The following is a 13,092-nucleotide window of genomic DNA, read 5'->3' as shown; positions in this document are numbered from 1 at the left end:
CCTTAATCTTTTTTGCTTTCCTGTTACTATATAGCTTCATAGAATAACAATGCAACAAACTAATGATTTCTTCAAAAATTTCTTGACTATCAAGTTTTTCTGAACCAACTTCACTTATTACAATGATGTCACATCCATATTTTTTAAATAAATATGTAAACAGTTCAAAACCAACTCTTGATAATCTGTCTTTATAAGTTATGATTACCCTGTTGACTTTACCAGCAAGAATTTCGTCTAATAACTCAAAAAACTGTTTTCGCTTATCAAAACTGATACCACTCGCAACGTCCTGATAGACTCCATTGATTATATAGCCATTCTGGAAACAGAAGTTCTTTAGCAACTGCACTTGATTTTCAAGATCCTTTTTCTGCTTTGGTGTTGATACTCTGGCATAAAGGTATGTTTTTCGTTCAATATCTTTATTTAACATTTTGTAAACACTATCAACATCATAGTCATATCTACCATTACCCTTAACAGTTACTTTTAGCTTTCCTTCTTTGACATATTTGGTAAGAGTTGGTCTTGTTATTTGAAGCACTCGTAAAACTTCTTTTGCTGTCATAAGTCCTCCTTTCTGAAATAGATTATATCATTCAAAAAGGGATAATGTAACATATAATATTAAATAATTTTAATTTTATTATATGTTTTTAATTATAACAGAGAACTATATTCTATATTTTTTCTTCTTTACTCAAGCCACGATAAAAGAATATCACATGAATTATCGCTTTTATGTCACACAAAAAGGCACTTCTTAGAATCTCTTCTAAAAAGTGCCTTAAAAAAATCTTATTTTCCTTATATAGATTACTCAGCTACGTAAGGCATAAGTGCCAAGTGACGAGCACGCTTGATTGCTGAAGTAAGCTCTCTCTGGTGCTTAGCGCAGTTTCCTGTGATTCTTCTAGGAAGAATCTTGCCGCTCTCTGAAACGAACTTCTTAAGCTTTGCTGTATCCTTGTAATCAATTACATTATCCTTGCCACAGAAAACGCAAACTTTCTTTCTTCTGTGCATTCCGCCTTTTCTCCTCATAGGAGCATCAGACTTATCAGACTTAGTAAAAGCCATTATAATTTACCTCCATTTTTAATTGAAAGGAAGCTCCTCATCAATTCCATCAGGAATGTTCATGAAGCCATCCCCTGCTGCTGAAGGTGCAGGTGCATTATTTGAGAAATCTGAGCCAAAGCTTCCGCCATTTCCGGCAGATGCATTCTTAGATTCTGCAAATTCCTGTTCCTCCACAACTACTTCTGTTGTATAAACTTTAACTCCATCCTTATTGGTATAACTACCAGTCTGGATTCTTCCCGAAACGATAATCTTTGTACCTTTTCTGTAGTACTTCTCAGCAAATTCAGCGGTTTTTCCGAATGCTACCATGCTGATAAAATCAGCGTTCTGTTCATTCTGATCATTGCTTCTGGCTCTTCTTCTATCAACAGCAAGTGTATAACGAGCTATTGCTAAAGGCTCAGCTCCCTGAGAATATCTTACATCGGGGTCTCTTGTTAATCGTCCACATAATACAACTTTATTCATATTTTCGTCCTCTTTTATTTAGGCCTCGTTCTTAACGCATAAATATCTGATGACGCCATCCATAATACGCATACGTGATTCGATTTCTGCAGGTGTTGTTGCCTCACCATCGAACTGGATGAAATAATAGAAGCCTTCTGTCATCTTTTCGATTTCATAAGCAAGCTTCTTCTTACCCCAATCATCTACGTTAGTAATCTGACCACCATGCTTCTCGATAGTCTTCTTAACCTTCTCGATGACTGCTGTTCTGGCATCGTCTTCGATTTTTGCACTAACAACAACGGCTAATTCGTATTTGTTCATGCTATTTATTACCTCCTTTTGGTCTCTGGCCACACTTTTCATTAGTGCAGCAAGGAATTTATCACAGAATGGTATGTTACCACATTCCACTCAATAATGCAAGCATTTATTTTTATTATTCCGAATTTCTTTTTCCTCTTACATTTTTCTCAACATCTTTTCTTGGAAGCATTATCTGATGGCCACATCCCAAGCATTTCAGTCGGAAGTCTGCGCCAACTCTAAGCACTTCCCATTCACAGCTCCCGCATGGATGTTGTTTTTTCAGCTTTATAATATTTCCAACCTGAAAATCCATAAATTCTCCGTAAACAATTGCTGCTATATATCAAGCATAGCATTTTTAACTCAATCAATTTTATATACTACGCTTAAACTTTTCAGCAATACACAGTATATTTTTATCTTACATTCTTACAAAAATCTCAAACCTGATCCAGAATCTCTCCGATAGGCCCCTGAACAACCAGATCCGCCTGACCGTCGCGAGGTGTTGCTGACTTATTGATCAGCACCAGTTTATTTCCTCTGTAATAATCTATAAGGCCTGCAGCCGGATAAACAGCAAGAGATGTTCCTCCTATTATGAGTACGTCTGCATTCCGGATAAAATTCACAGATTCATTCACAACATCCATATCAAGTCCTTCTTCATAAAGGACCACATCAGGCTTCACCCTTCCGCCGCAATCGCATCTTGGTATTCCATCGAAATTAGCCATAAAATCAAAATCATAAAACTTGCCGCATTTCTCACAATAATTCCTGTGAACGCTGCCATGAAGTTCCAAAACCTTTTTACTGCCTGCTGCCTGATGGAGCCCATCAATATTCTGCGTGATCACAGCTTTAAGTTTTCCTTTTTTCTCAAGCTCTGCAAGTTTCAAATGAGCCTTGTTGGGCTTTATTCCGCTGATAAGAAGTTTATCCCTATAGAACCTGAAAAACTCTTCCGGCATTCTCTCATAAAAGGTATGGCTAAGAATCTGCTCCGGCGGATACTTATAATGCTGATGGTATAGCCCATCCTCACTTCTAAAATCCGGCACTCCACTTTCTGTGGAAACTCCGGCACCGCCAAAGAAAACAATATTATCCGACTGTTCTATTATTTCCCTCAATTTTTTAACCTGATCGTCCATAAATCCCCTTTCCACCCGAATAGGCAACTCATAACTCTCAAATAATCCAATAACTATTTTACCACGATAATTCTACTAAAATCGAGTAGGCTCGATTTTACACACGAACATTCCGCACTTCGTGCTCCATGTTCTTACGACCGGCAAATGAATTTGTATGCAAGCATCCATTCGCTTGCCGGTCTTGTGCAACAAAAAATGAGAGACTGCCCTTTTTGAGCAATCTCTCATCTCCCTCACGCGAAATCCGCATTCACCGTTTTATGTTTTTCAATTACTGAAGTCTTGTAGTCTTTCCATCATTAAGCATCTGAGCTCTCTCATCGATAACTTCCTGGTAACCGGCTTCAAGATATTTCTGAGATAATTCTTCATAAAGAGCATCAAACTCTTCAGGTTTGCACATTACAAGCTTATCACGATATTCAGGATATACTTCCTCTTTAAGTGATGTGCCATATTCTGTAACTGATTCAAGTGCGCCACCAAACAGGCAGTCAACATTTGCATAACCAGCCTCGTAAATAGCAAGCTGTCCCTTGTAGTTTGCAAGGATGTCTTCATAGAAATCCTGTGGAAGTCCCTGAGGATTGATAGCCTTGATGTCTTTTTCAATATCACCAAATGACTTAGAAGCTGTTACAACCATCCAATAGTCAACGTTGTTGTTGTGTCCCTGCTGTTCCTCAAGACCTGACTGATCACCAACTGCTACAGGATTGCCATTCTCATCGTAATTAAAGTTCTTTCCTTCGATGCCCCATGTCATTGTGAAAAGATTCTCATCCTGAGCCATCCACTCAAGGTACATCTCACCAGCCTTAACTTCGTCTTCTGTAGCATTGTTTGCAAATGCAACCATTGCGCCAAAGATATTGTTAGGACGGAAAGCATTGCTTGAGCCCCATGTTGTATCCTGTACAAATTTGCTATCGCATACAACTACGCCAAGTTCTGCATCTGGATTATTCTCATAGAAAGAATTAAGAACATCCATAGTAGATGAAACATATCCTGACCACTGGAAAGCCTTGCCATTTGTGAAATCAGCTTTTACATCGTCAGCGCTTCTTAAATAATACTCAGGGTTAATGTATCCATCATTGTATAGTACATTGTTCCACTTAAGAAGTCTCTTCTGTGCCTCAGTTGAAAGAGCCGGAATCTGATAGTCGCCTGTTGTAGCCCATGTTGTCTCATCCTGTGGATAATCTCTAAAGCTATAGTTCTGATCTGCGCCCGCGCCTGAAACCTTTGATCCGCTAAGAGGATATTCATGTCCATTAGCAACCATTTTTTCAAGAGCTGCAAGAAGATCTGTACTTGTAGCAGGATAATCCTCGCTTAATCCTGCTTCCTTGAGCCAGTCTTTACGATACCAGGTTACGAAAGTATAGTTTGTGTTACCATAAGGTCTTTTGCCAAGTACCATGTAGTCTTCATCACCAAGTTTGGTATATCCTGTAAGGCCATTCTCCTCCATGTTCTTCCAATATGTAGGAGCTATAGTCTTAAACTGTTCAATATCAATAGGCTGAAGATATCCGTCAGCTGCCCATGTAGCAAGCTTATCATAATCATATTCCATACAAAGAGTTGGGAGTGTATTAGTTGAAGCAAGCATCGCATAATCTGTCATAACGTCAGAACGTGTAATTCCAACATACTGAACTTTGATATTGTACTTATCTCCAAAGTTCTCCTGAACCCATTTTGTCCAATAGTTATTCTCAACATCAGAGCAGCCATTTCCGGCATCACCTCTGTCATATACCGCAATACGAAGTGTTACCTCGTTTTCAAATGGAGTAAGTCCGCCTTCACTTGCTGCTGTATCTGTAGAAGCTTCTGCAGTATCCTTTGATTCTGTAGTTGTCTCAGTAGAAGTCTGAGATTCTGTCTTTTCAGCCGGCTGTGCCTGCTCATTTGTAGCAGAATCTGCACCAGTATCGCCGCATCCCACAACTGTTCCTGCTACCATTGCTGCTGCCAGTGCAACAGATAGTGATTTTTTCTTTAACCCTTTCATTTTCGTCCTCCTTAAAAGAAATTATCTTCTCATGCCGATTTCACGGCTTAGAATCATTTTATTTAACCCTTTACAGCTCCTATCATTGTCCCCTGTACAAAATATTTCTGAAGGAAAGGATAAATAATAATTATCGGAATAGTAACAAACATGATACATGCCGCCTGTAATACCTCAGGTGTAGACTGAACCACTCCACCGGTATCAGCAAGAGATGCATTCTGAGCTTCTGTAGCTGATGCAACAAGCTGGTAAAGCTTGTACTGTATCATTTTAAGATCAGCAGATCTGGTAAAATACATATTGTCAGCGTATGCATTCCAACGACCAACCGCATAAAAAAGTGATAATGTAGCCAAAATAGGCTTTGACAGCGGAAGTACTATTTTCCACAAAATCTGAAAATTTGTAGCTCCATCCAAGAATGCCGATTCCTCAAGGCTATCCGGGATAGTACTCTGGAAATAATTCTTCATTATCAGCATGTTATACGGTGAATAAATAAGCGGAAGAATCAGTACCCAAAACGTATCCAAAATGTGAAGTTGATAATACAGAATATACGAAGGAATAATACCGGCAGTGAAATACATCGGAACCATTAGTAAAAAAGTAATAACCGGTCTTCCTTTCAGTCTTTTTTTAGATAAAGGATACGCCGCGCAGGTACACACAAACATACCAAGAAATGTGAACAAAAGCGTAACCCATACAGAAAAGATCATCGATCTCGTCATCGATTCATCTTTAAATACCCTTGTAAATGCATCAAATGTGATATCTTTCGGCCAAAAATAAACCGACTGTGACATTACTGCTGTATTACCGGAAATTGATTTTGCAGCAACATGAATAAATGGCAAAACACAAGTCGCGCACAGCAGAACAATGATAAACATCATTATCGCATCGCTTATTTTGAAGCCTATAACAGCATTTGCTCCCCCGGAAGAAATACTTTCCTCACTCTGAGCAACCTTAGTCTTCTCCATCTTAATCCCCCAATCCATGTTTATCCCCCAATCACAACAAGCCATCTTCGCCAAGTTTCTTAGCAATCCTGTCTGACAAAAGAACCAGAGCCACGCCTATTACAGACTGAAACAGTCCCACAGCTGTTGCCATGCTAAACTTGTTATTGCTTATACCTTTTTGATAAATATATACTGCCAACTGATACTGGAATTCTTTTACCTGAGTATTTCCAAGTGCTGTAAGTCTCTCAAGATTACTTCCCATAACACGACCAAGATTCATGATAAGAAGTGTTACGATTGTGCTTCTGATTCCGGGAAGAGTAATGTGAAGCATCCTCTGCCAACGATTGGCTCCATCTATCATTGCAGCCTCGTAAAGTTCTCCACTGATTCCGGTAATCGCTGCAAGATATAGGATTGTTCCCCATCCCATTCCCTGCCATACGCCGATCAATAAGTATGTTATAGCCCAATGCCATTTCTCATTCAAAAAGGGTATTCCCTGTTCAATAAGGTTTGCATTCATAAGAGCTATATTCACAAGTCCACTTGATGGCTTAAACATTGTAAGTGCAACACTTCCTATGATCGCCCATGACAAAAAGTGGGGAAGATAAAGAATTGTCTGCGACACCTTCTTAAATCTCTTATACCTTAATTCATTAAGGATAAGTGCCAGGATAATAGGCATCGGAAACCCTACAAAAAGATCCAACAGATTAAATGCCACTGAATTTCTTAGTGCTCTCGTAAAATCTGCGTCCTTGAATACTTTCTTGAAGGTATTAAGACCTACCCATTTACTCCCCGCATACCCCTTAGCCGGCTTGTAGTCCATAAATGCCATTCTAAGTCCCGGATATGCTCCGTAGCAAAAGACTATTACTAATATCAGTGGAATCAGCAAAAGAAGATACAACTGCCAGTCACGTTTAAGTGCACTTTGCCAGGAAACTTTTGTTTTAACGGCAGCTTTTTCGTTGCTGTTTTTTATATTTTTCATACTTTTATTACCCCTCCCCCTTTTATATGACAATCCTAAAATAATTTAGTTTGTATATCTAATCACTTAGTCAAAAAAACTATGCATAATCAACCATTTAAGAAAATATTTTTAGTATGAAATGTTGCTTATTCCCAAAAGAAAGACTATTTTTTTGTGCACTTTTATACTATAACGTTTTCGCTATTACGTTCAGCGATCCTTTTTATCTGAAAGATTTTGTGCCTGCATCCAACCTGTATATTCAAGTATGGATGCTTTATCCACTCTGGCCATTTTATGCCGCCAGTCACTAGGCTGAGTCCCCATTATTTCAGAAAAATGCCTGTTGTAGCTCGACACCGACCTAAAGCCAACCTGTTCCGATATAGTCAAAATAGACTCCTCTGTAGTCCTAAGCAGTATACAGGATTGCAGAATCCTTGTGGTATTCAGATAGTTTAACGGACTCGTATTCATAATCTCGTGAAATACGCGCCTGAAATGCGTCTGGCTCAAATGGCACATATCAGCCAATTCTTCAATAGGAAAATTCATCATATAATTTTCCTTAATGTAATCAAGCGCAGGCGAGATTACTATTGCGTTATCATGGGCAACCTTATTATCACTTTTCTTACCACATTCCTCCGCATAAATCCTCATAAGCTTCATGAAAAGAGAAAGCATCAGGCCTTTTACCGATATCTGATAATTCATCCCCTTCTGCTCAAGTTCCTCCATCACTGTTTTCAGGATAAAATAGATATCCGGATATTTCTCTCTGTTTATGATCAATTGCGAGTTCTGGAGCATATCCACAAATATGTTTGCATATGGTGAAGAATCCGAATACATGCCTTTTAGTAGCTCATCCGGCTGTATAAAAATATAAGACCACAGACTCGCCTCTCCTTTGCTGCTATAGGTGGTATGTGGAACATTTCTAGAAATAAACGTCATATCTCCCGCTTTAAAAGTAACCGGCGTATTACCAAATTCTATATACCCACTGTCAGTGTGGCAAATTCCAATCTCAAGGCAATTATGGAAGTGCAATTTACCAGACTTCACATCAGATATATGCCACCTGTCTCCCGTAAGTAAAAGAACCGGAAAATTCAGTGGAAGCTCATAATTCCTATACTCTATTACAGTTTTTTTAGGTTTAGCCATCTTAATATCCCCCAAAAATTCTTATTATGATGTAATCAATGGTAAAAAGTGACGGTGCAAGGTATTCCGCACAATCCGTTACTCAAATCCTATGTTACATTCAGAAAAAATATTTTTTAGTACGTGAACGCGTTTATTTTACCTAATTCATTTTTTGTAGTCAAATAGTTGAAATTGCACAGTTTTTTTTGCTAGTTGAATAGACATTTCAACCATCCACTAATATAATTTCCTCAAAATGGCACAATGAATCTTTTTACAAGGAGAATAATAATGTCAAAACTTATATACGAAAAAAATAATATAGAAAGCACTATAGATTCCATCGTTAAACGCACAATGCGCATGGATCTCACCTGGGACTGGCCCGGTGGTGTGGCTTACTACGGTGTATGTGAAGCATACTACGCCACAGGTAAAAAGGAATATATAGAAACTTTAAAGGAAAGAATAGATGAATATATCGAGCTCGGATTGCCATCATGGACAGTTAATACATGCGCTATGGGGCATTGTCTTCTTTCTTTATATGAATATTCAAATGATGAAAAATATTTGGACATTATAAAGAGTAAGTTGGATTATCTTCAAAACTCCGCACTAAGATTTGGAGATAACGTTCTTCAGCATACAGTTTCTGTAAATAATGATTTTCCTGAACAATGTTGGGCTGATACTCTTTTCATGGCTGCCTTCTTCATGTTAAGGGCAGGTGTTCTTCTTGAAGACAAAGAACTAATTGATGATGCTTTGAATCAGTATTATTGGCACATCAAGTATCTACAGGATCCTGCTTCAGGTCTTTTCTATCACGGTTATAACAATATAACCAAGGATCACATGTCAGGCTTTTATTGGGGCCGAGCAAATGCCTGGGCTGCTTATACAATGTCCGAAGTAGGTATTGTTCTTCCAAAATGCTACTTATATCCTAAATACCTGGATGTTGTTGGATCTCTTGAAGAACAACTGTCATCAATAAAGCTACTTCAAACTGAAAATGGTTTATACAGAACTCTGCTGGATGATAAAGATTCCTACGAAGAAGTATCTGCATCTTGTGGAATTGCTGCTGCTATGCTCAACAAGGGTAATCCGCTTCATATCAAGTACATTAATAAATCCACTCCGGGTATTCTTGCTAATATATCAACTGATGGCAGAGTTTTGAATGTTTCAGGCGGTACTGCTGTAATGAATGACAGAGATGGATATCGCGGTATATCAAGAGACTGGATTCAGGGATGGGGACAGGGTCTGGCTCTTGCGTACTTATCGCACCTTATTAAATACGACGAGCTTCATCAATAATACTGACTAATATGGGGGTTGTTATGGACAGTAATAAATGCGGAGGTGGATTCACCTTACCCGGTGAGTCTGGATATGAAAAACTAACATTAGAACTTGCTGAAAAATGGGGCGCTGATATGATCAGAGACAGTGATGGCACCTCTCTCTCTGATGAAATCCTAAATTCAGGTTATGGCATTTACTCAACAATCTGCATCATAAGAGATCATAATGATTGGGCAAAAGAAAATACTGATAAACTTCAGCAGACTTTTCTAATGACTCAGCCTAAAGTTGCAACAGAAGAATACATAACTTTTCATTTATTAGATGATTTTTTTGAACAGCAATTTCAAATAAATGATTCTCCTGAATCTATCAAGTACTGGCAGGTTTTTGACCGCACTACAGGTCGTGAAATCAGTTCAAATTTTTGGACTTTCGAAAAAGAAGCCGGGAATGTAATTGTTAATAACGTTACCCCCTGGCATCGTTATACCGTTAGCTTTATGGCCTATCGAATTTGGGAAGAAATCTCAATGTACAACCATACAACCAATAACTGGGATAAAGAACATCTCATGCCAATAGACCCTGTACATCCCAAGACCCAGGAATACATGATCACATGGTTAAAAAAATGGTGTGATGAACATCCGGCAACAACTGTAGTTCGTTTCACTTCCATGTTCTACAATTTTGTTTGGATGTGGGGAAGCAGTAAACGCAACCGTAATCTTTTTACTGACTGGGGCTCTTACGATTTTACGGTAAGCCCTCTAATGCTTGACAATTTCGCTCAAAAATACGGCTACAAGCTAACAGCAGAAGATTTTATAAACAAAGGTGCATTCCATGTAACCCATATGCCGCCTTCAAAAAAACAGCTTGATTATATGGATTTCATCAACGAATTTGTCGTCACTTTTGGTCGTAAACTGATTGATATTGTTCATAGCTATAATAAAAAAGCCTATGTATTTTACGATGACAGCTGGATAGGAATTGAACCCTACAGTAACAGGTTTGAAGATTTTGAATTTGATGGTCTTATTAAATGTGTTTTTTCAGGATATGAAGTAAGGCTATGCGCAGGCGCAAAAGTAAAAACTCATGAAATAAGACTTCATCCTTATCTTTTCCCCGTTGGGCTTGGCGGGCTTCCAACATTTGCTCCGGGAGGAAATCCTACCAGGGATGCAAAAGAATACTGGATGCATACAAGACGTGCTCTTTTAAGGTCCAAGATTGACCGTATAGGCCTTGGCGGCTATCTCCATCTTGTACAGAAATATCCTGATTTTATCGACTATATAGCAAAGATTTCTAATGAATTCAGGACAATCCGTGATTTGCACTCAGAGGGCGAGCCTGCCAAATTAGACATGAAAATAGCAGTTCTGCACAGTTGGGGAAAAATACGAAGCTGGACTCTTAGCGGCCATTTTCATGAAACATACATGAACGATCTTATTCATGTAAATGAAGGCTTATCCGGATTTCCAATTGATGTAGATTTTATTGACTTCGATGATTTATTACAAGAAGATATCTCTAAGTACAAAGTAATAATAAATGCAGGAATTGCCGGTTCAGCGTGGAGCGGAGGTGACAACTGGAATAATCCAGCAATAGAAGAAGTTCTAACTAAATGGGTATATAACGGCGGTTCATTCATAGGTATAAATGAACCATCAGCAGTCGAAGGACATGACACTGTTTTCCGCATGTCTTCAGTGCTTGGTGTAGACAAAAATACGATTGAAAAGATCTGTCACGGAAAATGGACATATGAAATTGAACATGTTGAAAGACTTATTCCAAATGGTACTATTATACCACAAAAATGCAAAGTTCACTTAACTGACGGAAAAGCCCATGTATTACTTGATAATAACAAAGAGCCTGTTTTTACAGTTAATAATTTTGGTAAGGGAAAGGGGATATATTTATCTTCCTTTGAAACAAATACAGTAAACAATCGTTTTCTCTTAAATCTATTACTTTTTGCTTCAGATATGCCTTTAGATCAGCCTTTTCTTACCGACAATATCTATACCGAATGTGCTTACTTTCCAACCTCCAAAAAGTTGATAGTTATAAATAATTCATCAGAAAAACAATCCGTGACAGTCAAACTCAATTCAGGTTCTGTCACCATAAAGAACCTGGCGCCTTTCGACACTGTAATAAAAAAGATTTAATCCCCTCAGCAACAAAAACGCTCTGCCATACGAATTGCATGGCAGAGCATTTTTCTCAAAATCCAGCTTTTTTGAGCAGTGCAGCAAGGGAAGTTGTCGCTTCTCCATCACTTTCATACTCTATTTTTTCTTCAGTTATTTCAGTAGCAGCAATATCCTCAAGTGCTTTCATACTTAAGCTTAACTTGCCGTCTTTTATTGATGTAACCTTTACTTTGACCTTCTGTCCAACCTTCAAAACTGAAGAAGGATGAGCGATTCTCTGGTTGCATATCTGAGAAATATGTACTAGTCCTGTCATTCCATTTGACAGATTTATAAATGCTCCGTAGTTTTGCAAGCTCCCCACAACACCCTCAGTAACAAGTCCTACTTCAATATTTGAAATAATATCAGCACGACGCTTGTCATCAAGTTCTTTTAGATATTCCTTTGCTGACAAAACTAATTTATTATTCTCTTTCTCCGAAGTAATTACTTTTACTTTAAGTTTCTTGCCTACATAACTTTCTAACTCAGAATCATCAACAAATTTTATGTCAAGCTTCGAAGCAGGAATAAAACCTCTAATGCCTTCCAAATAAGCAACACAGCCACTTCTAACAGCCTCAGAGACTACAACATCGACATATGCATCGCTTTCTTTAATTTCATTGATTTTATCCCATGCAAGAATCTGATTTGCAGCTTTCTTAGACAATAGAATATTGCCATTACCATCGTCTGTACTTATAACTGTTGCAGAAACATTTTCTCCAATTTTCACATCTCTATAAACTGAAAACTTAGGATCGTCACTATAATCCTCTACTCTGATTACTCCCTGTGTATAATATCTTAAATCCAGTGTAATTTCAGTTTCTGAAATGTCTATTACAGTTCCTTCAAGAATATCTCCTTCTTTTACATTTCTAAATGACCTGTCAATTTCATCTTTAAAATCATTCATTGTTTCTTCAGCCATCTTATTTCCTCCCAACATTCAATTTTCTTTATTATACAACAAAAAACCCATGAATATAAATATTCATGGGTAAAGAGGTGACAGACGGATTTGAACCGTCGCTCAAGGTGTTGCAGACCTATGCCTTACCGCTTGGCTATGTCACCATATAAATGACTCCGACGAGAATCGAACTCGTGTTACCGCCGTGAAAGGGCGATGTCTTGACCGCTTGACCACGGAGCCGCATCAGACCGTTTCATACTTTAGTAACAGTCTTCCTTCTTTTATCAAAGTTTCCTTTGACAAGCTCCCCAAGTAGGACTCGAACCTACGACACTTCGGTTAACAGCCGAATGCTCTACCGACTGAGCTATTGAGGATTATTATCTTCTTGACTTGTACCTTCAAAACCGAACACTGACTAATCTAAATCCTTTTTCCCTATACATCTTATCTTTTTGGATAAGCCCTCGACCTATT

General features: G+C 38.3%; 13 protein-coding genes and 3 tRNA genes. 2 read left to right on the top strand and 14 right to left on the bottom strand.

Annotation, left to right across the window (positions count from 1 at the left end; genetic code table 11):
* The 10 genes from BM086_RS20000 to BM086_RS19955 all read right to left on the bottom strand — a co-directional run.
* Positions 1 to 571, bottom strand: a 571-nt coding sequence (locus BM086_RS20000) for an IS607 family transposase (RefSeq protein WP_092332119.1), incomplete at its 3' end; no start/stop codon positions are given.
* A gap of 248 nt (positions 572 to 819) precedes the next feature.
* Entirely contained in the window at positions 820 to 1,083 is a 264-nt protein-coding gene (gene rpsR, locus BM086_RS19995) for a 30S ribosomal protein S18 (RefSeq protein WP_026489979.1), read from the bottom strand.
* Positions 1,084 to 1,101: 18 nt separating this feature from the next.
* On the bottom strand, positions 1,102 to 1,557 hold the full coding sequence (locus tag BM086_RS19990; RefSeq protein ID WP_092332114.1) for a single-stranded DNA-binding protein: 456 nt from the start codon (positions 1,555 to 1,557) through the stop codon (positions 1,102 to 1,104).
* A gap of 18 nt (positions 1,558 to 1,575) precedes the next feature.
* A complete protein-coding gene (rpsF, locus tag BM086_RS19985) occupies positions 1,576 to 1,863 on the bottom strand; it encodes a 30S ribosomal protein S6 (RefSeq protein WP_092332109.1) in 288 nt (95 codons plus the stop codon).
* A 115-nt stretch (positions 1,864 to 1,978) separates the two neighbouring features.
* Positions 1,979 to 2,161 (bottom strand): DUF951 domain-containing protein, encoded by a 183-nt coding sequence (locus tag BM086_RS19980; RefSeq protein WP_092332103.1) that lies wholly within the window; start codon positions 2,159 to 2,161, stop codon positions 1,979 to 1,981.
* A gap of 127 nt (positions 2,162 to 2,288) precedes the next feature.
* Positions 2,289 to 3,005 carry an NAD-dependent protein deacylase gene (locus BM086_RS19975; RefSeq protein WP_092332097.1) on the bottom strand — a complete coding sequence of 239 codons (717 nt, stop codon included), beginning with the start codon at positions 3,003 to 3,005 and terminating at the stop codon, positions 2,289 to 2,291.
* A gap of 274 nt (positions 3,006 to 3,279) precedes the next feature.
* The gene (locus BM086_RS19970; RefSeq protein ID WP_092332093.1) at positions 3,280 to 5,034 is read right to left on the bottom strand and encodes an extracellular solute-binding protein; all 1,755 of its coding nucleotides are present in this window, start codon (positions 5,032 to 5,034) and stop codon (positions 3,280 to 3,282) included.
* A gap of 62 nt (positions 5,035 to 5,096) precedes the next feature.
* Positions 5,097 to 6,026 (bottom strand): carbohydrate ABC transporter permease, encoded by a 930-nt coding sequence (locus BM086_RS19965; RefSeq protein ID WP_092332123.1) that lies wholly within the window; start codon positions 6,024 to 6,026, stop codon positions 5,097 to 5,099.
* A gap of 31 nt (positions 6,027 to 6,057) precedes the next feature.
* Complete coding sequence (locus BM086_RS19960) at positions 6,058 to 7,014, bottom strand: ABC transporter permease (RefSeq protein WP_092332082.1); 957 nt, start codon at positions 7,012 to 7,014, stop codon at positions 6,058 to 6,060.
* Between the two features lie 192 nt (positions 7,015 to 7,206).
* On the bottom strand, positions 7,207 to 8,169 hold the full coding sequence (locus BM086_RS19955) for an AraC family transcriptional regulator (RefSeq protein ID WP_092332079.1): 963 nt from the start codon (positions 8,167 to 8,169) through the stop codon (positions 7,207 to 7,209).
* A gap of 273 nt (positions 8,170 to 8,442) precedes the next feature.
* Between BM086_RS19955 and BM086_RS19950 the strand changes: the two genes are divergently transcribed.
* Both BM086_RS19950 and gnpA read left to right on the top strand, forming a co-directional pair.
* The gene (locus BM086_RS19950; RefSeq protein WP_092332074.1) at positions 8,443 to 9,480 is read left to right on the top strand and encodes a glycoside hydrolase family 88/105 protein; all 1,038 of its coding nucleotides are present in this window, start codon (positions 8,443 to 8,445) and stop codon (positions 9,478 to 9,480) included.
* A 23-nt stretch (positions 9,481 to 9,503) separates the two neighbouring features.
* Positions 9,504 to 11,666 carry a 1,3-beta-galactosyl-N-acetylhexosamine phosphorylase gene (gene gnpA / locus BM086_RS19945; protein ID WP_092332070.1) on the top strand — a complete coding sequence of 721 codons (2,163 nt, stop codon included), beginning with the start codon at positions 9,504 to 9,506 and terminating at the stop codon, positions 11,664 to 11,666.
* Between the two features lie 55 nt (positions 11,667 to 11,721).
* Here the strand turns inward: gnpA and BM086_RS19940 are convergent, their stop codons facing one another.
* The 4 genes from BM086_RS19940 to BM086_RS19925 form a co-directional block, all read right to left on the bottom strand.
* Positions 11,722 to 12,630, bottom strand: a complete 909-nt coding sequence (locus BM086_RS19940; RefSeq protein ID WP_092332067.1) for a S1 RNA-binding domain-containing protein — start codon at positions 12,628 to 12,630, stop codon at positions 11,722 to 11,724.
* Between the two features lie 75 nt (positions 12,631 to 12,705).
* A tRNA-Cys gene (locus BM086_RS19935) sits at positions 12,706 to 12,776 on the bottom strand.
* Between the two features lie 7 nt (positions 12,777 to 12,783).
* Positions 12,784 to 12,855 (bottom strand) — tRNA-Glu (locus BM086_RS19930).
* Between the two features lie 64 nt (positions 12,856 to 12,919).
* Positions 12,920 to 12,992 (bottom strand) — tRNA-Asn (locus BM086_RS19925).
* Between the last annotated feature and the right edge of the window lie 100 nt (positions 12,993 to 13,092).

The organism is Butyrivibrio sp. YAB3001, from assembly GCF_900112195.1.
In the GTDB taxonomy this organism is placed as follows: Bacteria; Bacillota; Clostridia; order Lachnospirales; family Lachnospiraceae; genus Butyrivibrio.
This window is presented reverse-complemented; position numbering and strand designations above follow the sequence as displayed.